The organism is Nocardia goodfellowii (assembly GCF_017875645.1).
Lineage (GTDB): Bacteria > Actinomycetota > Actinomycetes > Mycobacteriales > Mycobacteriaceae > Nocardia > Nocardia goodfellowii.
The window spans coordinates 6,336,306-6,360,312 of the sequence record NZ_JAGGMR010000001.1; the positions used below are offsets into that span (position 1 = coordinate 6,336,306).

At 66.6% G+C, this 24,007-nt stretch carries 25 protein-coding genes and 1 pseudogene; 6 read left to right on the plus strand and 20 right to left on the minus strand.

All coding sequences use genetic code 11. The annotated features are described in order from the left end of the window. The first annotated feature begins 8 nt into the window (after positions 1 to 8). Positions 9 to 1,796 (plus strand): AfsR/SARP family transcriptional regulator, encoded by a 1,788-nt coding sequence (locus tag BJ987_RS29295; RefSeq protein WP_209896229.1) that lies wholly within the window; start codon positions 9 to 11, stop codon positions 1,794 to 1,796. Here the strand turns inward: BJ987_RS29295 and BJ987_RS29300 are convergent. From BJ987_RS29300 to BJ987_RS29380, 17 genes are all read right to left on the minus strand, one after another. After that, positions 1,769 to 3,328 carry an FAD-dependent monooxygenase gene (locus tag BJ987_RS29300; RefSeq protein WP_209896231.1) on the minus strand — a complete coding sequence of 520 codons (1,560 nt, stop codon included), beginning with the start codon at positions 3,326 to 3,328 and terminating at the stop codon, positions 1,769 to 1,771. The two genes, BJ987_RS29295 and BJ987_RS29300, sit on opposite strands and share 28 nt — an antisense overlap. Further along, positions 3,325 to 3,783: an SRPBCC family protein gene (locus BJ987_RS29305; RefSeq protein WP_209896233.1), complete on the minus strand. Its 459-nt coding sequence runs from the start codon at positions 3,781 to 3,783 to the stop codon at positions 3,325 to 3,327. Before BJ987_RS29305 ends, BJ987_RS29300 begins: the two co-directional genes overlap by 4 nt. An 18-nt stretch (positions 3,784 to 3,801) precedes the next feature. Next, on the minus strand, positions 3,802 to 4,557 hold the full coding sequence (locus BJ987_RS29310; protein ID WP_209896235.1) for a cyclase family protein: 756 nt from the start codon (positions 4,555 to 4,557) through the stop codon (positions 3,802 to 3,804). Next, a complete protein-coding gene (locus BJ987_RS29315; protein ID WP_209896237.1) occupies positions 4,557 to 4,802 on the minus strand; it encodes an acyl carrier protein in 246 nt (81 codons plus the stop codon). Before BJ987_RS29315 ends, BJ987_RS29310 begins: the two co-directional genes overlap by 1 nt. Before the next feature lie 16 nt (positions 4,803 to 4,818). Continuing rightward, positions 4,819 to 6,036, minus strand: a complete 1,218-nt coding sequence (locus tag BJ987_RS38115; protein ID WP_209896238.1) for a ketosynthase chain-length factor — start codon at positions 6,034 to 6,036, stop codon at positions 4,819 to 4,821. Continuing rightward, a complete protein-coding gene (locus BJ987_RS29325; RefSeq protein WP_307869793.1) occupies positions 6,033 to 7,286 on the minus strand; it encodes a beta-ketoacyl-[acyl-carrier-protein] synthase family protein in 1,254 nt (417 codons plus the stop codon). Before BJ987_RS29325 ends, BJ987_RS38115 begins: the two co-directional genes overlap by 4 nt. Positions 7,287 to 7,295: 9 nt before the next feature. Further along, complete coding sequence (locus BJ987_RS29330) at positions 7,296 to 8,054, minus strand: glucose 1-dehydrogenase (RefSeq protein WP_209896240.1); 759 nt, start codon at positions 8,052 to 8,054, stop codon at positions 7,296 to 7,298. A 1-nt stretch (position 8,055) separates the two neighbouring features. Then, positions 8,056 to 9,093 carry a methyltransferase gene (locus tag BJ987_RS29335; RefSeq protein ID WP_209896242.1) on the minus strand — a complete coding sequence of 346 codons (1,038 nt, stop codon included), beginning with the start codon at positions 9,091 to 9,093 and terminating at the stop codon, positions 8,056 to 8,058. Between the two features lie 128 nt (positions 9,094 to 9,221). Then, positions 9,222 to 9,989 (minus strand): class I SAM-dependent methyltransferase, encoded by a 768-nt coding sequence (locus BJ987_RS29340; RefSeq protein ID WP_209899278.1) that lies wholly within the window; start codon positions 9,987 to 9,989, stop codon positions 9,222 to 9,224. 28 nt (positions 9,990 to 10,017) lie between these two features. Further along, positions 10,018 to 10,368: a DoxX family protein gene (locus BJ987_RS29345; RefSeq protein WP_209896244.1), complete on the minus strand. Its 351-nt coding sequence runs from the start codon at positions 10,366 to 10,368 to the stop codon at positions 10,018 to 10,020. Then, entirely contained in the window at positions 10,320 to 10,739 is a 420-nt protein-coding gene (locus BJ987_RS38285; protein ID WP_209896247.1) for a chitin binding peritrophin-A domain-containing protein, read from the minus strand. Before BJ987_RS38285 ends, BJ987_RS29345 begins: the two co-directional genes overlap by 49 nt. Continuing rightward, positions 10,690 to 10,917 (minus strand): hypothetical protein, encoded by a 228-nt coding sequence (locus tag BJ987_RS29355; RefSeq protein WP_209896249.1) that lies wholly within the window; start codon positions 10,915 to 10,917, stop codon positions 10,690 to 10,692. The genes BJ987_RS38285 and BJ987_RS29355 overlap by 50 nt, the downstream gene beginning before the upstream one ends. 125 nt (positions 10,918 to 11,042) lie before the next feature. Further along, entirely contained in the window at positions 11,043 to 11,399 is a 357-nt protein-coding gene (locus BJ987_RS29360; RefSeq protein ID WP_209896251.1) for a hypothetical protein, read from the minus strand. A 580-nt stretch (positions 11,400 to 11,979) separates the two neighbouring features. Further along, positions 11,980 to 12,570, minus strand: coding sequence for a DUF6630 family protein (locus BJ987_RS29365; RefSeq protein WP_209896253.1), 591 nt, complete (start codon positions 12,568 to 12,570; stop codon positions 11,980 to 11,982). A gap of 1,022 nt (positions 12,571 to 13,592) precedes the next feature. Beyond that, a complete protein-coding gene (locus BJ987_RS29370) occupies positions 13,593 to 14,189 on the minus strand; it encodes a hypothetical protein (protein WP_209896255.1) in 597 nt (198 codons plus the stop codon). Between the two features lie 93 nt (positions 14,190 to 14,282). Beyond that, entirely contained in the window at positions 14,283 to 14,678 is a 396-nt protein-coding gene (locus BJ987_RS29375) for a hypothetical protein (RefSeq protein WP_209896257.1), read from the minus strand. Between the two features lie 509 nt (positions 14,679 to 15,187). Further along, entirely contained in the window at positions 15,188 to 15,838 is a 651-nt protein-coding gene (locus BJ987_RS29380; protein ID WP_209896259.1) for a TetR/AcrR family transcriptional regulator C-terminal domain-containing protein, read from the minus strand. Positions 15,839 to 15,926: 88 nt separating this feature from the next. Between BJ987_RS29380 and BJ987_RS29385 the strand changes: the two genes are divergently transcribed. Then, complete coding sequence (locus tag BJ987_RS29385; RefSeq protein WP_209896260.1) at positions 15,927 to 17,393, plus strand: FAD-dependent monooxygenase; 1,467 nt, start codon at positions 15,927 to 15,929, stop codon at positions 17,391 to 17,393. Between the two features lie 41 nt (positions 17,394 to 17,434). Here the strand turns inward: BJ987_RS29385 and BJ987_RS29390 are convergent, their stop codons facing one another. Continuing rightward, the gene (locus BJ987_RS29390) at positions 17,435 to 17,728 is read right to left on the minus strand and encodes a hypothetical protein (RefSeq protein ID WP_209896262.1); all 294 of its coding nucleotides are present in this window, start codon (positions 17,726 to 17,728) and stop codon (positions 17,435 to 17,437) included. 8 nt (positions 17,729 to 17,736) lie between these two features. Here BJ987_RS29390 and BJ987_RS37525 point away from each other — a divergent pair. After that, positions 17,737 to 17,820 (plus strand): annotated as a pseudogene (locus tag BJ987_RS37525) (short-chain dehydrogenase/reductase); the annotation flags it as partial. A gap of 801 nt (positions 17,821 to 18,621) precedes the next feature. Further along, positions 18,622 to 19,227 carry a hypothetical protein gene (locus tag BJ987_RS29395; protein ID WP_209896264.1) on the plus strand — a complete coding sequence of 202 codons (606 nt, stop codon included), beginning with the start codon at positions 18,622 to 18,624 and terminating at the stop codon, positions 19,225 to 19,227. Between the two features lie 272 nt (positions 19,228 to 19,499). On the opposite strand, the gene BJ987_RS29400 is transcribed toward BJ987_RS29395, so the two are convergent. Continuing rightward, the gene (locus BJ987_RS29400; protein WP_209896266.1) at positions 19,500 to 20,195 is read right to left on the minus strand and encodes a hypothetical protein; all 696 of its coding nucleotides are present in this window, start codon (positions 20,193 to 20,195) and stop codon (positions 19,500 to 19,502) included. Continuing rightward, positions 20,192 to 20,482, minus strand: a complete 291-nt coding sequence (locus BJ987_RS29405; RefSeq protein WP_209896268.1) for a hypothetical protein — start codon at positions 20,480 to 20,482, stop codon at positions 20,192 to 20,194. Before BJ987_RS29405 ends, BJ987_RS29400 begins: the two co-directional genes overlap by 4 nt. Positions 20,483 to 21,116: 634 nt before the next feature. On the opposite strand from BJ987_RS29405, the gene BJ987_RS29410 reads away from it, so the two are divergent. Further along, complete coding sequence (locus BJ987_RS29410; protein WP_209896270.1) at positions 21,117 to 21,530, plus strand: acyl carrier protein; 414 nt, start codon at positions 21,117 to 21,119, stop codon at positions 21,528 to 21,530. Between the two features lie 219 nt (positions 21,531 to 21,749). Beyond that, entirely contained in the window at positions 21,750 to 23,153 is a 1,404-nt protein-coding gene (locus BJ987_RS29415) for an MFS transporter (RefSeq protein ID WP_443677977.1), read from the plus strand. Positions 23,154 to 24,007 lie beyond the last annotated feature (854 nt).

Sequence of the window (24,007 nt, forward strand, 5' to 3'; positions counted from 1 at the left end):
GGCAGCACGTGTACGTCACGGTTCTCGGTGAGTTCTCGGTAGCGCTCGACGATATCGACCTCACGCCACGGCAGTCCAAAGTCCGCAGCATGCTCGCCCTGCTGACCATCGAGCACGGGCGCACGGTCCCGATGGAGTGGATCGTCGACGAGCTCTGGCACCGCCCCACCTCGGCCAAGCCGGACAAGACGGTGCACACCTATATCTACGCGCTGCGCAAGGCGCTGGCTTGTTACGACGCGAATCCGATCGTGACCCGGCACGGCGGCTATTCGCTGGTCCTCACCGACGCCTACGTGGATTCCGACGAGTTCGAGACCCTCGCCGACAGCGGCGCCGACCTGTTGCGCGCCGGCATCAGCGAGGACTGCCCGGAGAAGCTGTCCGAGGCCAGCGACAACCTGGGCCGGGCGATGTCGTGCTGGCGGGGCGCGCCGCTGCGCAACGTGATTCTCGGCAAGCGTCTGCATACCCGGGTGGCGTGGCTGGAGGAACGCCATCGGCAGGTGATCGACATGCGGCTACGCGCCGAGATGCGACTCGGGCGCTTCGATCAGGTGATCGCCGAGCTGACCTCCCACATCGAACAGAACCCGTTCCACGAGGGTTTCCACGAAACGCTGATGGCCGCGCTCGCGCACTCGGGCCGGCGGTCGGACGCGCTGAATGTCTACCGGGACTTGCGTACCCGGCTCTCCGGCGAGATGGGCATCGAGCCCGGCAAGTCGGTGCAGCGGCTGCACCTCGACATCCTGCACGGCATGGGTTCGGCCCGCACCGCGCCCGCCGCCACCCGGCAGTCGGTCAAGCTGGCGCAATTGCCGCCGATGGTCGCCGATTTCGTCGGCCGCGATCGCACCGTCGACACCGCGGTCGATTTCCTGACCCGGCGGTCCGCCTCCAAACTCGCCACGATCTGCGTGCACGGCATGCCCGGCGTGGGCAAGAGCGCGGCGGCGCTGACCATCGCGCACGCGGCGGCGCAGTCGTTTCCCGACGGCCAATTGCACATCGACCTCGACGATGCGAACCGCTCCGGCCTGGCCGCCTTCACCGATCTGCTGCGCGCCCTGGATGTCGGCGACCGCGAACTGCCTGCGACGCTGGCGGGCGCGGTGGCGCTGTTCCGCTCGATCACGCGCGGGCGTCGCCTGCTGGTCGTCCTGGACAATGTGCCCCGCACCGCGGATATCGTGCCGCACCTGCCGCTGGGTTCGGCGACGATCATCACCGCCCGCCGCCCGCCGACCGGTCTGTTCGGCGCCGAGAAGTGCCTGCTGGATCCGCTGCGCACCCCCGACGCCCTGCATCTGCTCGCCGCCATCGTGGGTACGGCCCGCATTGAACGAGAGAAGCGCGCGGCCGAGCGGCTGGTCGAAACAGTCGGCGCGCTTCCGCTGGCCATCCGGTTCATCGGTGACCGGCTCACCTGCTCACCGTGGTATCCGCTCGACCTGCTCTGCCGGCGGATAGCGAATCCTGTTGACGCGGTTGCGCTTTCCGATCTCGCCAACCTGGGATTCGACCTGTTCTATCGCATCGACGCGGTCTATCGTGACCTGGATACCGTGGAGCGCATCGTCTTCCGCAGCATCGCCGCGCTGCGCGATCGACCCTTCGGCGTCGCGGACGTGGTCGGGCTCGCACCGACCACGCCCGCGCAAACCGAGGTCGCGTTGCTGAGCCTGATCGATTCGGGCATGGTGACCGTGCGCGGACCCTGGACCGAACTGGCCGACCCGATGATGGTGCACCCCATGGTCGCTCGCTATCTGACCGAGCTGGAGACCGGTTGAAGGATCGCGCGTAGCACGGCCGCCAGGTCGTCCCGGTTATCAGCCGCTCGGCTGCGCCAGGCGATGAAACCATCGGGCCGTACCAGCACCGCCCCCGTCTCGGTGACCCCGTAGGCCGCGGGCAAGCGCGCCGCGGTGATCCGGTGTACCGGCAAGCCCGCGTCGGCACCCGCCCGCTCCCAGCTCGCGTCCGCGGTGAGCAGCACGAAATGCCTTCCGAACAGGTCGAGGGTGGACTTGCCGTGTTCGACGATATGCGCCGCCCTGGTCCCCGGCCGCCCGGACGGGTTTCGCGGATCCTCGGTGGCCTCGGCGGTAGCCGGCGCTTCGGCGATCAGCGCACCCTCGCGATACCGGTAGCCCAGGCAGATGCTGGCCTTGCCCGGGCGGTTGGCGGGCTGGTGGGCGCCGCCTTCGGCAGCACCGGCCAGCAACAGGCCCGCGCGCACCACCGAGTCCTCGATCAGCAACTGTGCCACGGGTTTTCGCTCCTGCTCGTAGCTGTCGAGCAGCCCCGGCCCGGCCGTGCCCGCGAGCACGGACGCGATCTTCCAGGCCAGATTATGCGCGTCCTCGATGCCGGAGTTACCGCCGTAGCCGCCGGTCGGCGGCAGTGTTTTGGCCGCGTCGCCGACCAGGAACACCCGACCGCGCCGGAACGAATCCGCGAGTAGCGCCCGCATCTGCCAGATGTCCACGCCGAGTACCTCGACGCCGAGATCGGGCACACCCACCGCGCGACGGATCAACTCGGCACAGCGCGCGGGCGAGAGTCCCGCGTCGGCCGCCGGATCGTGCGGAACGCTGAGCGTCCAGCGGTGCAGGTTGCGGCGCAGCAGCACGTTCAACCGCATTCCCGGTGCGGCGTCCTGGAGTTCGTCGACCATGCACAGCACGAAACTGCGGCCGCGCAACGCCGCGGTGAGGTCCGCGCGGAACAGGATGCCGGCTTGCAGTGCCAGCAATCCCGGTCCGGCATAACCGATTTCAAGCGCTTCCCGCACTGGGCTGCCGGAGCCGTCACACGCGATCAAATAGTCGGCGAGCACGGTGGTGCGGCGCCCGGTCGCCTCCTCGCGCAGATCGGCCCGCACCAGCTGGTCCGATTGCTCGAAACCCGTGAGTTCCACGCCGAAGCGCAGGTCCGCGCCGAGTTCGGCGGCCCGGTCCCGCAGGATCGGTTCGAGCTGATCCTGATCGCACCACACCTGCTTTTCCGGTGTGATTCCGCCGAATTCCTCCGGGCCGCCCATCGGGAGCCGGTCGAGTTCGCGTCCGGCGAGCGTGTCGACCCGCAGGATCGTGCTGTCGCGGTCCTCGTCACACCGGCGGACCCGATCGTGAATTCCCAAGACGCGCAGCAGTTCCATCGCGCGCGGCCCGATGTCGTTCATGCGCGGATGCGCCGAGAGTCGCGCACGCCGCTCGACGAGCCGGCACTCGATCCCGTGATGGGCCAGGAACGCGGCCATCGTCAGCCCGCTCACCGCGCCACCGACGATCAGCACCGGCACCCGTTCCACGGCGTTCACCGCACGCCCGGCGCATACGGTTGTGCGACAAGGGATTCGATGTAGTCGCGCATCGCTTCCTGGTTGGCGGCGGTGTGTTCGGCCATGCGCTCGCGCCACTGTGGTTCCTCGTCGCGCTTGTCCTCGGCCAGCTCGAAGTACATGTCCCAGGTCATCTGGCTGCGGTAGCCGGGCAGCGGCTGATACACCCAGGTGAGGTGATTGAAGGTGAACGGCGCCAGTGGATCGAAGCGTTCCGCGTAGGAGATCAGTGGCGGATACAGCATCCGCCACGACACCCAGGACGCGTTGTCGGCGTTGGTCAACCGGAACCAGATCTTGCGGCCCTCGTGGCGCAGGATCTCCGCCTTCAGGTATTCGGGGATCATCTCCGGCCACTGATCGATACGATTGGAGATCTCGTAAACCATGTCGACGGGTGCGTCGATGATGACCGAGCGTGTGATGCACTGCATGGTGTTCCCCCTCGGGGTTCAGAGGACCGCGATCGCGCGGGTCCACGCCGCCGTGGCGCCCGCGATCAGAACGGGTAGGGCGATGACGAAGAAACCGGCGGCCGGGAGCTTGTCCAGATTGGCCAGGCGCTCGATTTGGTAGTAAGGACGTCGGCGGCCGAGAACGTGTGCGGGCCAGAGGGATTCCCGATCGCCGTCGGCCAGGAAGCGTTCGATCATCGGCTCGAAGGGGCCGTCGAAACTGGCTCCGTCCGTGCCGATCACGTCGATGCCCGCGTCGAGCAGGTATTCGATGACCTCCGCCGCGATCGCTTTGTCACCGCCGGTGCGGATCAGCACGATGGTGCCGGGGCGGGTGCCCTCGGGCAGCACGATCTCGGTGCGCGTGATCACCGAGGTCTGTACTGCCGCAACGTCGAACAGCAGACCGGGCCCGAGGAAGGAACGTAGTGGCGCACTGTTGATTTCACGCTGCACGCCGTCTGCGGCGGGACCGTAGTGCCCCGGCGCGTCGATGTGCGAGCCGGCGTGCACCGAGGCGTGCACCATTTCGTGCCGGAGGAAGGCGCCGTCGGGAAAGTCCGCCGCTCGCAGCCGGCCCACCGCGTGCGCCGCGATCTTGGGCAGCACGTTCTCGCAGAAGAACGCGGCGCCCGGCTCGGGCTCGAGCGCGTCGATGCGGGTGCCGAACGGGCCCTCGGCGTGGTTGCCGATATCGCTGGAGATATCGATCAGTTCCGAGCCCGCCAGCAATCCCGCCCAGTCGCCGGGCATTACCGCTCACCTCGGTGATCGGCGACCAGGCTCAGCACTTCGCGCGGCGTGCTGGTCGCTGCGATGGCGTCGTCGCCGAGTTTGATGCTGTAGGTGCGCTCGAGATCCGAGGTCACCTCGAGCAGTGCGATCGAGTCGTAGCCGAGGGCGTCGAAGTCGGTGTCGATGATGGTGTCGTCGAGCACCACCTGATCATCGACACCGGCGCAGCGGCGCAGTATCGCGATTAGTTCACTGAGTCCCATGGGGTTTACTCCTGTTCTAGCAGTGGGTTGTGCGGCGCACCACCATCGCGGAGTTGAATCCGCCATGGCCGCGAGCCAGGATCAGCGCCGCCCGCAGCGGCAGTGGCCGGGCCGCGCCGACCACCAGATCGATGTCGTGCTCCGGGGCGGGCGTCACATGCGGGGTGGGCGGAACGACGTTGTCCCGCAACGACAACAGCGCTGTTGCCACATCGAGCGCGGCGCCGCCCGCGCCGAGACGGCCGATCAGGGTTTTCGGCGCCGTGACCGGAATCCCTCGGGGGCCGAAGGTTTCGCGGATCGCCCCGGCTTCGGCGGCGTCGAGCGGTGCCTGCGCCGCCGCGTCGGCGAAGACGACGTCGATGTCCGCCGTGCCCGAATCCGCTGTCGCGAGGGCCGTTTCGATCGCCCGGCGCAAACCGTCCGGGCTTTCGGCGCGCGGATCGAAAGTCGCTCCGTACCCGGCGATCTCGCCATAGCAGCGCCGCACACCACGCGCGGCCGCATGGTCGGCGTCCTCGAGGACCAGCAGCGCCCCACCCTCCCCCGGCACGTAACCGCCGGCTCGGGTGTCGAAGGGCAGGTAGGCGCTGCGCGGGTCGCGGGATTCGCTGAGCTGTCCGCGGGCGAGATGACCGGCCCACCCCCACGGGCAGACAATGCCGTCCACGCCCCCGCACACGACGACCGGCGTGCCCCGGGCCACCAGGCGACGGCCCTGCGCGACCGCCTCCAGACCGCCCGCGTCCTCGGCGACCAGCACCCCGCCCGGTCCGCGCAGGCCGCGCCGGATCGATATCTGCCCGGTGTTGACCGCGTAGAACCACGCGAACGACTGGTAGGCACTGACATACGGGCTGCCCTTGCTCCAGAGGTTCTGGAGCTCGCGCTGACCGAACTCGAATCCGCCCGCCGAACTCGCGGTGACCACGCCGCCGTCGAAGCCGTCGCCGACCGCCGGACCGATCCCGGCCTCGTCGAACGCCCAGTCGGCCGCGCTCAAGGCGAGCCGGGTCATGTGATCGGTCTGCGGTAGCAGTCGGCCCGAAAGATGTTCCTCGGCAACATAATCGACGACCTCACCGGCCAGCTGCGCCGGATACCGCCCGGCCTCGAACCGGCGCACCCGTCGAATTCCATTGGCTCCGGCCAGGGTCGCCGACCAAAATCGCTCGGTTCCGAGTCCGTTCGGGGCGACGATACCGAGCCCGGTGACCACGACCGGCGCGCTCACAGTCCCGCACCCGGCCCGGCGAGCACCATCGCCGACTGGAACCCGCCGAACCCGCTGCCGACGGTCAGCACCACGTCAGTACGCCACTCCCGCGCGGTGAGCGGCACGTAGTCGAGATCGCAGGCGGGGTCGGGCTCGTGCAGATTCGCGGTCGGCGGGATCACGTTGTCGCCGATGGCCAGCACACACGCCGCGATCTCCAGCGATCCGATCGCGCCCAGCGAATGGCCGATCATCGACTTGATCGAGCTCATGGGAACCGCACCGGCCCGCGCACCGAAAACCCGCTTGACCGCGTTGGTTTCGTGCAGGTCGTTCTGCTTGGTGCCGGACCCGTGGGCGCTGATGTAGTCGACGTCCTGGGTGGCGACCCGCGCTTGGTCCAGCGCCGCCCGGATCGCCGCCGCCATCTCCGTCCCGTCCGGGCGCAAGCCGGTCATATGGAAAGCGTTGCAGCGCGATCCGTAACCGACGATCTCGGCGAGGATGTCGGCACCGCGCGCCCTGGCGACGCCGTACTCCTCCAGGACGAAGGCGGCGGCACCTTCGCCGAGCACGAAACCGTCGCGGGTCCGATCGAAGGGCCGCGAGGCGTGCTCCGGATCGTCGTTGCACTGGGTCGTGGCCTTGATGGCGTCGAAGCAGGCCGAGGTGATCGGGGAGATCGGCGCGTCGGTCGCGCCGGCGATCATCACCTCCGCCGTGCCCTCCCGGATGAGTTCGGCCGCGTGCGCGACCGCGTCGATACCGGAGGTGCAGCCGGTCGACACCACCGCGACCGGCCCCCGCGCGCCCACCCGGCGGGCGACCTCCGCCGCGATGGAGCTGGGGACGAAGTAGTCGTAGAGGTGCCCGGCCGCCAGCCGATGATCGACCAGCCAATCCCGGCCCTGCGCGCTGACCACTCGGTATTCCCGCTCCAGGCCCATCGTCGCGCCCACCGCCGTGCCGATCGTGACGCCGGTGCGGTACCGGTCGAACGAAAATCCGGATCCGAGCGCCTCGCCGACCGCCGCGAGCGCCAGCTGGGTGGCCCGGTCGAGGCGGGCCGCGTCGACCGCGCCGATGCCGTGTTCGCCTGGGCTGAAATCGATTTCGGCGGCCACCTGGGAACGGAAAGGAGCCGGATCGAACAGCGAGATCCGCCGGGTCGCGGTGCGCCCGTCACCGAGCAGTTTCCAGAACTCCCCCACCCCGACACCACCCGGCGCCATCACCCCCATACCGGTGATCACCACTCTCCGTCGCACGCCGGCCTCCTACCGAGCCACCAGGCCGCCGTCGACCACCAGCGGGTGACCGGTCACATAGGAGGACTCCGGCGAGAGCAGCCACAGCACCGCCTTCGCGATCTCCGCCGGCGCCGCCATCCGGGCCATCGGCACGATCGCCGTGTAGCGGGCCTCGACCTCGGGCACCCCGCCGGTGAAACGCTCCAGGAACGGTGTCCGCACGACGCCGGGACAGACGGCGTTGACCCGGATGCCCTGTTCGGCGTACTCCAGCGCCGCGGTCTTGGTCAGGCCGAGCACCGCGTGCTTGCTGGCGACGTAGGAGCCGTTCTTGTCGAAGGCGACCAGCGCGGCGACCGAGGCCCCGTTCACGATCGCCCCGCCGCCGGCCGCCAGCAGGGCCGGGATCTCGTACTTCATGCTCAGCCAGACGCCCTTGAGGTTGACCGCGAGCGCGTCGTCCCAGGCCTGTTCGTCGGCCTGATGGATCTCGCGTTCGGCCATGCCTTCCACGCCCGCGTTGTTGAACGCGCAGTCCAGTCGTCCGAAGTGGCTCACCGCGCACTCCACCATGGCCTGTGCGTCGGCGGCGCGCGATACATCGGCGTGCACCGTGATCGCCTCGCCGCCCGCGTCTTTCACCATTCGTTCGACCTCCGCGCAGTCCTGCACGTCGGCCAGGACCACCCGCGCGCCGGCGGTGGCGAGTTCCACGGCCGCCGCCGCGCCGATGCCGGAGGCGGCGCCGGTGACCAGCGCCACCCGATCGTCCAGTCGAATGCCCATGTCAGCGAACGCCTTCCGAGACGGTGCCCGCGACCAGGGCGAGGAAGGTGCCCGTCTGGCGGACACGGTCGAAAGTGATGCCCGCCCGTTCGAACAGGCCCGCCACATGGCGCGAATCATGTTTCCGCCCACCGACATTGAGCATCAGCAGAAGGTCCAGCGCGGAGGTGACGGCCGGCTCGGGCGTGTGGTCGGTGAGCGTCTCCACCACCAGGACGCGCGCCCCGGGCCGGGCGTTGCGCCGCACGTTCCCGAGGGTGCGCAGCGTGCTCTCGTCGTCCCATTCCAGGATGTTCTTCAGCAAGTAGACATCGGCCCGGATCGGAATATCCTCGCGGCAGTCCCCCGCGAGCACCGTCACCCGCTCGGCCAGCGCACCACCGGCTTGCAGTTCCGGAAGGGCCTGGGCGACAACGCCTTCCAAATCCAGCAGATACCCCCGCACCCCCGGATTGGCCGCCAGGACGGCGCGCAGCAGCCGACCCTGTCCGCCACCGATATCGGCCACCGTCTCCGTGCCGGACAACCCCAGCGCCTCGACCACCGCATCCGCGGTGTGATTGCTCGCCTGGGTCATCGCCGCGGTGAACACCGACACCGCCTCGGGCTCGCGCGTGTGGATGTAGTCGAAGAAATCGCTGCCGAGCACCGCCGCGGACTGGGCTTTGCCCTCCCGCACGGCGCCGAGCAGATGCGGCCACAGCCGCCAGAAGATCGGATGCCCGATCCAGCGCACCAGATAGGTGACACTGTTGGGGTCGTCCTCGCGCAGCAGTCTCGACTGGGAGTTGTTGCGGTAGAAGCCATCCGCATCGCGGTCGAACACCCCGCGGGTAACCAGCGCGTTCAGCAACTGCGCCAGCGCGACGGGATCGGCGTCGAGTTCCTTGGCGAGAACGGTCGCCGAACGGGGCCCGGCCTCCAGTGCGCCGGCCACCCCCAGGTCGACGGCCGCCACCAGCGCTGCCGTCGAAACCAGGCCCCAGGCCACCTCTTTGAGACGAGAAATATCGGATTGCAGTGCGGAGTTGCGCGTCATGCTTGGCCTTCCTCGCGGTCGATCAGGCAATCCTGACGACGGCGGCTCCAGCCGGAGTCAACCTCGGCTCGAGCGGAACTGAGCCGGGCACAGACGTGCTCGAGCCCCACCCGTGCGTGGAAGTTGACTCAGCCGGCGCGCCCGTAGACAACAGGCAGCAGAAAACCGAAAAGCGTTTCGCCTTCCGGGAATTCGACGGATATATCCGTGTCGGCGGCCTGACCGAGGGCACGGAAGGCCGATCGGCTGTAGGAGCGCAGCAAGCTGATGACCGCGTCGTGCACGACCGCGTGGATGGCCCGCACCGGCGCGAAACACGCGGCGACGGTCACCATCATCAGCAGCACCAGCGGAAATCCCAGCAGCAGCACGGCCGTCGGCGGGCGCTGCGCGTCGACGACAAGGAACCTGGCGCCGACCCGGGTCGCCTCGGCAATGGCCCGGGCGGCGGGCTCCGGTGGCAGGTGGTGAAAGCCGTCGACGAAAACGACCAGGTCATAGCTGTCATCCGGAGCGTCGATCGCGGTCGCGTCGACCACCTCGGCACGCACGCGTGCCTCGCGACCGAGAGGTCCGGCCGCGATCCGGTCTACCGAGGCGGGGTCGAGATCGGTCACGGTGAGCCACGCCCCGGGATGGCGCCGGAGAATCTGCTCGGAGACACGCCCGTGCCCCGCCCCGATCTCCAGGATTCGCGGCTGATCGATACCCGCGACCAGGCGCAGCGCCAATCCCGCACTCCTGGAATGGATACCGAGCCGCGCGCCGCCCCGATCCAGCGCCGTGATGACCTGCTGCCGCAGTGCTTCCGGAACATCACGGCGATCGGTGTACTCCAGCCGTTCGGTCTGGAACAGCCGATTCAGCCGCGACGCCCGCGGGCCGCCACGCGGCATCGACCCGATCTCAGTCGACACCGAGACGTCACATGGTCAGCAGGCGCAACACCAGGGCCGCCACCGCGAGGAGCAGCACCACGACCGGCGTAGGCAGGTTCTTCCAGTCCTTGTCCTTGATGTGGAACCCGCACGCGGCGACGAAGTAGAGGACGAGCCCCACCGCAGCGGCCACCCCGATCGGCGCCCACCACAGCCCGGCCACCAGCCCGACGGCCCCGGCCAGCAGCACCGCCGCCAGCGGATTGAGCCAGCTGTCCGGCACCCCGGCCTTCGTCATGGACGCCACGACCTGCGGATTACGCGTGACCTTGAACGTCGCCGACACACTCAGGAACGCGGCGAGAAGAATTGAAACGACAACGGTGGCGATGAACACGAGGCCTCCTGGAATGCCCCTCCCGGACAGCTGAACTCACTGTAGGCGACGAGCAGCGCCGGGACCAGCGATTCGCGCCTACCCCGCCAGATCCCGCAGCCAGTTGTGCGGCCACGCCGTGGGGGTGGTGCCCCCGGCACGACACAGCTGGCGGTTTCGGGGTTGTAGTAGGTGCCCGGCCCGCATTGGTAGTCGTAGCGAACCAGCTTCCCGTCGCCCTCTCGGGCCCAGCGGTAGTACCGGGTGCTGTCGCTGGTGTCGGGGAAATATTCCCTCTTCGGTGCAGGTAGAGGACGTATTGGCTTGCGGCGGAAGCTACGGTTACCACTGCGCTTGATCTCTGTAGCTGTCCCATTGCTCGTTGAGTTCATGGCTCAGCGAGCTATCTCCGTCATGGCGAACATGGAAGTTCAGGTCACGGCTGCTGCTGAACGCGCGTGCGGACATCCAGATCGCGCTGATGAAATCCCCGTACATCTCCGGTGTGAGCTCTTCGTCGAACTCGATAGTGATTCGTTTGCGCATTGCCTGACCTTCCGCCGCAGGCATTGGCGTACCCGATGCCGTTGCGCGACAACATAAGCACAGCGGGACCGCTGCCATGCGCGAAATCGGGCAACCGCCAGTACCCCGAACTCTGCGTATTCGTGCGGCGTAGGGCAGCGTGATGTCCCCTACGGCCGCAAGCGGTTTTGCTGAGGGTCGTAGCAGTTGAGGCCATGGACCTTCGCCAGTCCAGCCACGAAGGTGGACACCTCATCTTGTCTGCCCCACTGAATATTGATGTGCAGCGAAGAGCCCTCTGCGTGACCGGTGCCTGCACTGGACCAGGGGCTGGCGTCCTCCCCGCAGTCCGGCCATCGCCGTAGGAGGGCCTCAACAAAGTCTTTGATCTTCGGGCTCGGCAGCTCGCTCGCCTCGCCCCGCAGATAGCGTTGTTCGCTGGCGTCGCTCATTGCGTCGAGTGTTTTGCGAAGGTTGGTAGCACAGCAGGGCTGCTCACCCTCCCAAATCTCCAGGTCGTAACTCATGGCAAAGATTCTGCAGTGCCACTCCGACAGTCCCGGACTCGTGAGCGCGATATTGCCGCTGAGGAGTCGGCTGACGGAGGGGATCTGCCGCGGCTCAACACATTGCACATGCCGATGAGCGAGTCGCGAGGGAATCAGCTGGTGCTGCGGCAGCGAACGCCTGCACGACGAGCAAGTACTTCGCTGCCGACGAACAGGTGCAGATCATTGCATTCATCGATGCGGATGACATCGTCGTAGGGTTGGGCGGCCAGCCGGGCCGGAGTCGCGCGAACGGGGCTAGCGAAGTGCTCGGGCCATCGCACCGTTCGGACTGTGCACTGAGGGGTTGAAGGTGTGATGCTGCCAGGGGACTTTCGCCGAATCGGTAACACGAACGCCGTGTGGCGAGCGTCGAGCCAAGCGAATTGCGTTGCGGCTGCGTCGAACTCTGTGAACGGTTATCGATGGCGGGTACTGCCTGCTTTGAAAGATTCCGCGTCCCGTAGCGCTCTACCCAGGCGTTGAACCGTCGTACAGATTCCCGGGTCGACCGAGCTACCAGCGTGCGCACATCCGGTATTGCCGACGTGCGAGCAACTTACCGGGGTTCTACGATCTCGAAAATACGGTCCGCCTCGTAGGTGAAGCCGGCGGCGGCCGCGTCGGCCAGCAGCAGACCGCAGCGGCCTGTTCGCACGAAGCCCAATTCGTAACTGTCACCTCGTCGCAAGCGAAACAAGTCCAGGCCCATCGCACGGCACTGCCCGGCCACTTCGCGCAGATAGGTCTCACCGTCAAGCTGATCGGGTTGAGTGAATCCGAGGCTCGTGGGATCCAAGTCCAACGACATCTTCCAGTTGCGAGACACGCGATTCAACCGTTCGGAGATGTCGACGGCGCCATCGCTGTGATCGCACAGGGCCAGGTATGCCTCCATGCCCCACATACCTCCCCCCAGTGAGACGATGAGCGCTTCACGTGCGAGTTCGACCGGAGTGCAGGGACGTTCGTCAAGCCAGTTGCGATGTCGCCGTTTGAACTCATCTGGGTCGTTCAGTGCGTCAGTGACTACCTGGACCAGGTGTGATGCCCAGTTCTCGTCCGGGGCGAGCAGCACAGCTGTGGAAATCAGCGCGTACTCCGCAGAGCAGGGCAGCGGTGACCGCTGCTGGCGGGAGTGCTCGGACAAATTCTCCTACAGTCTTCGAACCAGTTGTGCCGCAGTAGCTTAGGGCCGGAGGGTGACAGCAGGCAGCAGCGGGCGTGCGCGGCGGGGCACTAGGTCATGTCTCTCGATCGATTTCCTCGATCGTGCCCGGCAAGCATCACGCAGCCTTTGGTGGATCAAATCCGCGACTACCCCGGCGTGGGAACGGGCCGACTGACTCTCGACCGCCGTCAGTGACCGCACATGCCGATTATGTCGCGGCAGTGGATGATCCGGTCCTCGCCAGATCACCCACCCACGACAGCGTCCTGACTACCTCCGTCTCACCGCGCCCTGAAGTGTGCGCGGCTCAATCCGGCCTGCAAGTCCAGCCGCTCTTGAACGGAGTGGGGTGCCTGCCCTCTGGGCAAGTCCGGACGAGCTTCCATTCGCCCGTGCCAGAGTCGCACATATAGATCGACCGTCCGTCTATAGCGCTGCCGCCCTTTTTGCATGCTCCCGTCGGCGGGGCTGCATGAGCGACCGAGTCGACCGCTGTCGCGGCAGAAAAACCCAGCACCCCGACGACGAGAACCAGAGCCGCGGCGTGCTTGCGATATACCGAGATGGACTGGGGTTCAGCCATTCTCCAACTCCTCCTATTGGTGCGGTGTACTCATGGCAAGGCGTCCAGCCAACGAGCGAAGCCACTTCCGATGCGCGTCCTCGTTCGGCAAGACCCGTCGGTTCGGTTCATTCTCCGTTGCCGCCCGCTGGCTGGATGAGGACGCGCTACACCCAACGCGCCTCCTGGGCAGAGCCCGCCCCGGACCGTGTGGCCACCGGAAGCTTTGGACCTTTGCGGCCCCCGCCATTACCGCTTACGGGCCGCCTCGGACCGCCGGCGTAGCGTCCGCTGCTGCCGAGGAGCGAGCTCTCCGCTTTGTCGGCATGCCTGGCGATCATGAGTCAATAGATGTGCTAGACAATGGATTCCGGTGCGGGTCGACGTTCGACGCGCACCGAAATTCGAGCTTCCAGCCGGGGAAAAGCCGTTTCCGGACTCAGCGATGCTTGGCACCCGGCCGTGGCCGGGTCTTCATCGCGGGCTGCGGGTCCGGCGGACGAGAGCGACCGGCGAGGGCCGCGGACCACAGGACGACGGCGAAAACCGTGTACAGCACGGCCCAGGGCAGCCAGCCCCAGCCGGCCGCGGCCGCGCGCACGAGGCAGTAGATCGTCAGCCCGGGCAGGAGCACGCACGGCGTGAGCACCACCAGCACTCCGGCGCCGACCAGACCCCACGCCCCGCGGCCACCGATGGTGCCGAACGCGAGGCGATCGACGCCCGCGATCGCGTCCAGCCGGGACTGAAGATGCTCCAGCCGGTGCTGATTCAGGGTCGCCGCTTTGCTCATCACCACGGCCAAGGTCACGAGCACCCAGATCGGTAGCGGCACGAGAGCCACTCGGAAACCCTGGAACGTCAGGGGATGGTTGGCGATCGCGGTGATCATGACGCCGGTGAAGGCGAAGACGATGGTGTACACGGCCACCACCCCGGCCTGCACCGCGCTGTCGCGCTGCATCGCCGCCGCGTAGAGCGCGGTAAGGGCGGACAGGCGCGCCGCCGGATCCCCCTGAAGCCGTGCCTCATCCATCGTTGGGCACCTTCAGCGTGCGGTACCGAGGCGCAGTGTTGTATCCGTGCACGGTCAAGCCCTTGTCTGTCGGTATCGCCTGGATAGCTCGCTTTACCAGTTGCGTACCGTGAACGTCACATCGGCTTTGTCGTCAGGCTCGCCGTCGCGCCAATTCTGCACATGAATTTGCCAGGAAACTGATTGGCCTGGCCAGATGAGCTTATGCTCGAACGCGCTACTCCCGCCCAACTCGTCCGTGTTCGTAGTTGCGCCCTCGTATAGTTCGACTAGACCTTCGGTGACTGCGATGAGTCCGTCCGGTCGTTGAGTGAGGGCGTAGTGGAATTCGACTCTGATCTCTCCGCCGCACTTTATCCAGAACGAGGGGCGCTGCGTGGAGCCGACTTCGATGGAACGGGTGCGGGGTTTGAATTCACCCTTGCAGACTTCGTTTTTCTCCGGCCATGTCTCGTGATCCATGATCCGGTATGCGGCGTTCGCGGTCACGGTTCGGGGAGCCGCTTGAGCAGGTGCGGCCAGAGCCGGGAGGCCGATGGCCAATGCTGCGCAAACAGCAAGCGTCCGCCAAGACGTGGTAACCGCGGTCGGGGATCGTAGTCGTGTCGAGCGTATACGAGGTCTGGTGCCCGTGCGCAGGCCTCTGAACGTCGAAGAATCGGAACGAAGCAAAAACATGATCACTCCCAAGTGGTCCTGTATGTCGGGTTTGCCGAAAGATATCGACCCGCCGCTACTGTGCGCCGCCCTTTGGCGAACAGTTAGTTCGGTGCGGCGGCTACGGACGTTTCACGCCCACTCATAAAATGATCCGCCGCGCACGTACTTCCAACACGAGTAGTTGGCTACTCGTGTTGATCGGATTTGGGACGCGGACCGGTCGAATTTCGCGGAACCACAAGATCGATAGCCCGATCAACGGCCACAGATAATTTCCGAAGCCGCGTGCGCAAGGTGAGCGTCAGGTCAGGCAATTCATTCGGTCCTGCCCGGCGGAGTCAGGTGCGCTCGGGTGCGGTGCGGGTCGCTTCGACCCCCGCGAGGATGACGCGGATCCCGTCCCGGAATTCCATGTCCACGTCGTCGACGACTAGATCGGTGACCATGCGTGCGGCGCGGGGATAGCGCTCGCCGTCCACGAGCCGGCCGATCAGCTCCGGCCGATACGGGTTGTCGGCGTATTCGGCACCGGTGCGGGCCTGCTCCTCGATCACGAATCCCGTTGTGTAGTGCAGAAGCAGCGGGAACACCCGGGCGGCTTGCTGGAAGGAGAATCCGGCGTCCTCGAGCGTGCGTAGCGCCAGCTCCACGGTCCGCCACATGGCGCTGTCGGCGACATAGGTGCCGGCGAGGAGTTTCGCTCCGTCCCGATAGCGCAGCATGGCCGCCCGCAGGCGCCCTGCGATGTCGGCCAGCCAGTCCTGCCAGCCGACGCCGTGCCGCGGCGCCTCCAAATCCGCTACGGCGGAGACGAATACGACGCGCGCCATCGCGTCGAGCAGTTCTCGTTTGTTCTTGACGTGCCAGTAGAGCGTGGGCGCCTGCACGTCGAGCGCGGTCGCGACCTTGCGCATGGTCAGTCCGTCCAGGCCGACCTCGTCGAGCAAGCCCAGTGCCGCGGTCGCGATGGCTTCACTGTCGAGCTTCACCGTTCACCTCCGATCACTTGACAGACTAACAGCATTCGGCGTACCTCTAACACTGTTAGAGAATTTATGAACACAGTTAGGGGTTGTCATGGAAACCACGGAGGTAGTGATCGCGGGCGCCGGGCCGACCGGCCTCATGCTGGCCTGCGAACTTCGACTGGCCGGAATCGAGGTGGCCCTGATCGACGCACTGCCGCAGCGAACCGGCGAATCCCGCGCGGGCGGCATGCACGCCCGCACGATCGAACTCTTCGAGCAGCGCGGCTTGCTGGCGCGCCTCGAAGCGCGTGGCCGCTATCTCCAGGCCGGTCATTTCGCCGGACTGCGCATGGATTTCAGCGACTTCCCGACCCGGCACCCCTACACATTGGCCGTCGTCCAGGCCGAGATCGAGGACGAATTGGACCGGCGCGCAACGGAACTGGGTACGCCGGTGCGTTGGGGCGCGCCGATCACCGGCTTCCGCCAAGACGGCGAGGGCATCACCGTCGAGATCGACGGCGCGGCGGCTATCCGGGCCGCGTACCTGATCGGCTGTGACGGCGGACGCAGCACCGTGCGCGGGCTCGCGGGCATCGGCTTCCCCGGCACCGAGGCGACCATGGCCTGCATGCTGGCCGACGTGGAGCTGTCCGACCCGCCCACCGACACCGTGTTCAGCGAGCGCCGAGGCATGGGCGACTACTCGGTCCTACAGTTCGGCCCCGACTGGTACCGCCTCATCGTGCAGCGCCACGATCGCCTCCTGGAGCGTGGCGCCAAGCCGACCTTCGAAACCTTCCGTGACTGTTTCGTCGACATCGCGGGTACGGACTTCGGAATGCACAGTCCCCGTTGGGTTTCGCAGTTCGCCGATGCCGCACGGCAGGCAGACCGGTACCGCAGCGGCCGCGTGCTGCTGGCCGGGGACGCCGCCCATATCCACTACCCGGCGGGCGGACAGGGCCTGAACATGGGCGTGCAGGACGCGGTGAACCTCGGCTGGAAACTCGCCGCCGTTCTCCGGGGCGACACCCCGGAAGATCTCCTCGACACCTACGAATCCGAGCGGCATCCGATCGCGGCCCGGGTCCTGCACAACACACGCGCCCAGACCGCATTGGCGCGTCCCGGTGCGCACGCGAACGCCTTGCGCGACATCGTTTCCGGCCTGCTGGATATCGACGAGGTCCGGCAGCGCCTCGGCCTGATGATCACCGCGCTCGATATCCGCTACGACATGAAATCCGACCACGTGCTGGCCGGGCGTCGCATGCCCGATATCGATCTGACCACGGACGGCGCGGCTACCCGGGTCACCGGCCTGCTCCACTCGGGACGCCCGATCCTGTTGTCCGGCAAGGGAAACAATGTCAAGCAGGACGGATGGTCCGACCGGGTCGGCCTGGTCGACGCCGACTTCGGCGCCGGCAAGTGGACAATCCCCGGCGTCGGCGTCATCGACGCACCGGCGGCGGTCCTGCTGCGCCCGGACGGCTACGTCGGCTGGGCCACCGACTCCGGTCCGGCGGGTCTCACCGACGCACTGACGGACTGGTTCGGTCCGGCTCGCTAGGTGCGCAAAGCTCGGCCACGCACAGCCTGCTCGTCGTCCTGCTATCGACTGTCGAACGGTGTGGGTGCGTGATGCGGGAGTGACGACATCTTCAGCGGTTTCGTGGCTACCGCACGGGCGTCCTCGAGGTCGAGTCCGAACATGCGCAGCAGGTTGATGGCAAGGGTGTCGATGTCGGTACCGGGATCGGTGGCGAGACGCTGCAGGCAACCAAGCAGCGAACCGGCCGTGCAGGCAAGCGCGGCGGGATAGTCGCTGATATCGAGGCGGCCGGTCTCGCCCGCTCGGCGCAGGTCCCGCAGGGCGCGGGTTGCGAGGCCCCGCTCCGACGACACCAAACGAAGCCGCGGTGCTACCCGGCATGCGCGAGCGCCGGACCGGGCGGGTGGTGATGGTCGGCTCGATGCTGGCCAGCTTCCCGCTGGCCGGTGCCGAGCGGGGGCGGTCGATGTCAGCGATGAAGCGCGCAGTCAGTAACACATATCCGTGTCACCGAGGCCAACCAGCAGCCAAGACTTCCCGTTGTGGCTCACTACACATATCTTCAATTAATACCCTCGCGAGCGGGGGATTTGTCGTGTGAAAGTCCGGATTCCGGTAGCGCAATTGCAGCGATAAGCAGTCAACTCGTTGGCATAGCTGAAACGGAAGTCGTACAGTATGAAACGTATCCGGTGCAGCTTCGGACGGTTCACGTTGGGAGCATCGAAAGCACCATCCCCCAACAAGATTCGAGGAATGATCAATGCGTATTCGTAATGCTCTGTGCGCTGCATGCGTTGCTCTGCCCACCGCTGCGGGGGTAGCCCTCGCCGGCACCGGTGCCGCCAATGCCGCTGTCGGCGAGGCTCAATGGATGGAGACCCCAGCGCCCGTCGCCGCTTCGAGCACGAACTCGGTCCCGGCTTCCCTCGCCGCGCCGATCCCCGCTCCCCTGGCCGGGTCCGTTCCCGCTTCCCTTGCGGCATCGGCTCCAGGTGCCCTGGCCTCGACTCCAGCCCTCGCGGCCTCGGTCCCGGCTTCCTTAGCGGCATCGGTCCCGGACTTTCTAGCGGTCTCGGCTCCGAACTCCCTAGCGGCATCGGCTCCGACTACCCTTGCGGCGCCTGTCCCCGCTTCGCCTACGGCCCGCACAGAGAATCCCGGCACGGCTGCCGTCGACGATCACGATGCCCCGCCGGTCGATCCGGTGTTGCAGGGCGCCGCGAACGGCGCACGGGACGGTGCGGTGGCGGGTGCTATCACGGGTGGAGTCATCGGCCTGCCCGCCGGTGTGGCCGGCGCGGTGATCGGCGCCCCGCTCGGCGCGGTCGTCGGTGGGACGGCGGGCACGATTGCCGGTGCGGTGGCCGGCGGCGCTCTCGGCGCGGCGGCCGGCGGCGCGGTGGCGACGACAGCCGTTATGGGAACCGCGCTGGTGGCCCCTGATCTCGTTCCGGTGGTAGCCGGCGCGGCTCCGGCGGTTGTCTTGGGTGGTTTCGGGCTCGGCGTTGGCGCCGGCGGCTTGGCGGGCTTGGCGGTCGGCGCGGTCGGCGGTGGTTTGGCCGGTGGTGCGCTGGGCTTCGCCGCTGGTGAAGCCATCCCCGTGGGCCTGGGTGCTGCGGCCGGTGCCGCGATCGGTGCCGGCATCGGTGCCGCGGCCGCGGCGGGTGCGGCCAACGCCGACAACGGCGGCCACTGCGGCGACGGTACTCAGCAGTCCCGCGACAGCGGCGACGCCGTGCAGTCCAGCGACGCTGTGCAGCTCGACGACGCCGCGCAGTCCAGCGACGCCATGGGTTTCGACGACGTCGTTCAATCTTGGGACAGCGGCGACACCGTTCCGCAGCTCTGAGCCCAGTGGCGCACCCTTACGCGCAGACCCTGGTTCGAAGTCGCGGGCCGGGGTCTCGCACCACGCGGAAATGACACACGCGGGCCCGGTGGTCATCACAGAGGGCGGCGCATTCGTTGCAAGTTGCCACGGATGCGAGGCAGTACAGGTTCAGCCATTCGCAGGAACAATATCGCACATCAAATCACCGGCGCGGCAAGGATTTCCGAACGAGGACGCCAGTACGACATCGGCGACGGCGTGAGCGATCCGCCTGGCCACGCCGATGAGAATCACCCATTCGCGGCTGACCGGGATCGCCATTTCCGGATCAGGTTATCGATCCCGGCAGCGGAGACCGCCAGCAAGACGATGCTCTCCAGGGGATACCGAAGGTTCCAGAACGCATCGGCGAAGCGACCGGGATCAACGGTCGCGCTGATGCGCAGGAGCGCGACGGTCAGACCCGCCAGGGCGGACACACCGAACCACACTTGGGTGCGGGTCCAGGGCCGAGCGGAGAGCACAGTGGCGCCCATGACGACGTTCGCGAGTAGCAGTGCGCCCGAGACGATCAATCCGTGCACGGTCGCGGTGCGACTGAGTCCTTCGCCGATGTAGTGGCGGTGCTGGCCGCTGTGCTCGGCAAGGGCGTAGGTGATCGCAAGCAGCGCCGCGAGGACCGGGGCGGCAAGTTGAGCGATCTTGGCCAGGCGCGTGAAGCCCCAAATGTGGGCGATGTACGCGCATTCCAGACAGACCGCGGTCAGCAGCAGCACGTCGTACCCCATCCCGGACCAACCCGGGTCGTCGAAGTAGGCGTCGAGGTTATCGCTGAGACCGGGGTGCACGAAGGCGGCGGATGCCGCCAGCAGAGCGAGTACCGCGGTGAGTAACCGTGTCTGGGGCGCGGCGCGCCAGAGGGAAAGCCTGGCGAGTGCCGCCAGAGCCGTAATCGCGACCACGATCCCGAACAGGGCGTCGGTCATTCCTCGCGTAGTCCTTTGCTGAGCCGCTCGCGGCGGGTCCGGGTCGGAGTGGACGGGGGCGCGTCGGGGGCGAGGCGGCGGCGGACTTCCTCGGCGAGTTCGGCTCCGGTGGCCTCTTGGAGAGCCTCACGCACCGACGCGCGCTGGACCTCGGCTCGAGTGAGGACCCCGGCCGCGATCAACCCCTCTACCGGACTCACCCCATAGGTGCGGCTGAACGCGACAACGGTCTCCGCGACCGGAGTGTCACTGAGGTGGCGCGCCACACGCATCTGGTTGGTTCCCATGCGTGCGGCGATAGCGCGATCACTGTCGCCGTGCGAAACGGCCTGTTTCCAATCCCGGAAGCCCACACCCCCGAGTGTGTCCCGTAAGTGTGTCATTGTGCAAGACATCCTATGCAGAGGCGCGGGGGCGACGACCTCGACTCGCCGAACCGTCGTACAGGGCGCCGCATATGAACAGTTCATCCCAGGAGGCCGTAAATGCCCCATTCACGCAACATCCAATACGGCCACAAAAGTGAATATTTGTAATCTGTGCCACTCGAAGTGCCTGCCACATATGGCATTTCAGGTCGCGACGTTGCAGAATTGAAATTCTATATTCCATTTTCGGGTTGATTCGAGGCGTCCGCTGCGGGAATAGTGGGGACCGGAATCGCCACAGCCCATAGCGGAAAGCCCCGGAGAAAGGGAGTCAAGATGCTGCTGGCCGTACTAGCCGCTCTCGGCGCTGTTCTCACTCTGGCACCATCCGCCGCCGCGGCGCTCTGGGCCTGGTCGTCGCACCGGTCCACGGACCGTCGCCCACAGGCGAACTAACCGCCGCCCGCCTCGGGTTCGCTCGACCATCACCCGCGGGACAGCTCGCCTCCAGAATTCCGGCAAACCCTCGATACACATCCACGTCGAAATCGAGTTGACCATCATGTTCATCCGTCACATTTTGCGCACCGCCGCTGCCGTCGCGGCGGGCATCGCACTGTCCGACACCGGCACCGCCGGCGCGATGCTCCCGCTGATAGCCGACCCGGCTGCCGCGGCTGAAGCATCCAGGGATGTAGTCCACGATCCGTCGAACCGGGCCCTCGAATCTCGCGATAGCACCGAGATCCGAGAACGCATCCTCGATGTCCTTGCCCGATTTGTCGGCGATCAGCCCGAAATGGGTGAATTTGCCGCGCTGGACATGGATCAATACGACATAGCCGCCTTTCTCTGCGAGGTAGAGGAGGCGCTCGGCGTCTACATTCCCGACCATGTCGGCGAGCGACTCACGAGTGTGGAGGGCGTCGTCGAGTACGTTCAGGCCCATCCCGAGGGTGCACGCTGAAGCTGCCCGTTCGCGGCATCTTCCGATGGCGGAGCAACGGAGCCGAACAGTGGACGCAGGCTGACTTACCTTGTGCCGCAACGAATTCCGAATCGGCAACCGCGGTGCACTCTGCACCGCGAATCACCCCTGACAATCAGCGATTCGAAAGGACGTAGTCTTGTGGATTTCTCGTCGAACAGCGATGCAGCTCCATTTCGCGCCTGGCTCGGCCTGGCTGTGCTGATAGTTCCGGTACTGCTGGTCGCCATGGATATGTCGGTGTTATATCTCGGGATGCCAGACGTTTCCAGCGCCCTGCATCCCTCGGCAACCGCGGAGATGTGGATCATCGACATCTACGGGTTCAGCCTCGCCGGACTATTGGTGACGATGGGAAACATCGGCGACCGGTTCGGACGTCGCAAGATTCTGCTGGCGGGCGCGGCCGTCTTCGGCCTGGCTTCCGTGCTGGCAGCCTGCGCGCCGAACGTCGGCACCTTGATCGCCGCGCGCGCATTACTCGGAGCCGGAAGTGCGATGCTGTTGCCGGCGAGCCTTGCCTTGATCTCGAACTTGTTCCCGGCCGGCCGCTCTCGCCGGACCGCGGTGGGCATCTGGACGGCATTCTTCGCAGGCGGCGCCGCGATGGGTCCGGTAATCGGGGGCACGTTGCTGTACGAATTCTGGTGGGGGTCTTTGTTCCTGATCAATGTGCCGGTCGCGCTGGCTGTACTGGTAGCCGCCCCGTTTCTGCTGCCCGATTACCGCGAGCCCGACGCCGGCCCCCTCGACCTACTCAGCGTCGGCCTGTTCCTGGCGGCGGTGCTTCCCTTGGTATTCGCGCTCAAGCGCGCCGCGGTGGAAGGCCTCGACGCTCCGACCGTGGGCGCCGCCGTCGTGGGCACGGCGGTGCTGTTGTGGTTCGTCCGGCGGCAACGTTGGCTGCCCGAGCCACTCTTGGATCTGTCACTGTTCCGGCGGCGCGCGTTCACCATGGCGGTCGCGGCAGCGTCCGTCGCGGCGCTTTCCTGGGCAGGGCTGAGCTACCTCACGTGCGCCTATCGGCAATCGGTACTCGGCTACGACGTACTCGGAGCCGCCATGCTCGGCGTTCCCATGGCGATAGCGGTGTTCGGCTCCGCGGTAACCGGTGTTCGCATCGGGACACGATTGGGCACCACACGCACGATCCTGCTCGCCCTGGGTGCCGCCGCGGCCGGAAATCTGATTCTCCTCGGAACCAGCGCCGTAGCCGGAACCCTCCCGTTCACGGTCGGCTCGACCATTGCGGGCTTGGGGTACGGCGTCCTGTTCTCCTTCGCCTCGGAGGCCGCGGTGTCGGCGGTACCGATCGACGAGGCCGGTGCGGCGGCGGGCATCTCGGAGACAAGCCTGGAGTTGGGCAGCGGCGTCGGCATATCTCTACTCGGATCATTGGCCGCGGCGGTATTCCGCGGGGGCGGAGATTTCGCACCGACGTTGTCGGAAACGATTGATGCCGCCAAGGGCGACGAAACGGTAATCAGTTCTGCTCGCAGCGCATTCGTCGACGGAATGCATATCGCCACCCTCGTAGGCGTGGGCGCTGTGGTGTTGACGGCCGCCGCGATATGGGCAGTCACCAGGAAAGGCGGTGGATGAACCTGTCGGCGCCGCATGGACCAGGGCCACCACCGAATGGCCCGGGTCACATGTGCCCCGGGCACGATCGAGAAAACTCGATGGGGAGCCGTGACCGAGTTTGCCGAGCCACCGAATCGTTGAAATAGATACAGGTCAAGGGTCTTCGCTGGCGGCGATGGCGATTGCCCGGAGTGTGGCACTGAAGACAACTGCCTGCTCGGGTAGCCGTAGTGGGCCGGGTGTAGGTTCGGATGCCCAGCAGGAACCTGGCCCCGCGAAGGTGACTGGCAACAGCACCATCCGGCCGCTCGCGCGTGGCACGACATTGTGTTGCGCCAGCCGACGCTGCCGACAGCGCGAAACGGGTACCGGTGGGCGCGGCATCTCGACCAAGAAAGTCCAATGCCTCTCGCGGGAATTACTCACGATCGGAACCGATGGTTCGTCGGGCAGCAGGGTGCGGACCCGGCGGCCGAGCGCGGCGGGCATATCGATCGCGCCTACCTGCTGTCCGCATCTCAGCATGGGTCGACTGTCGGCCAGTTCGACCGGGAGCCCGTAGCGTCGGCGCAGTAGGTGAGCGATATCGACTGGGGTGCAACAGGAGTGGAACATCAACGTGCCTCTGCTCCGTCGGTGGGAGCAGCCCGGCATTCGTCATGTGCGACGGATAAGTACACATGCATCAGCATCTTTTTGGCAACCTACTTCCAGAGCGGTCTCGGTCCATGAATCGGCACTACTCACATGCGGCACACTGCGCACTGCGTGAGAGCCGTTGCTGTGCGCCATGATTGGCTGTCGGTAACGGAAGCAACCTCATCATGATCACGTTGCTGACCTGTTTCATCGGCATTGCTGCCGCATTGCTC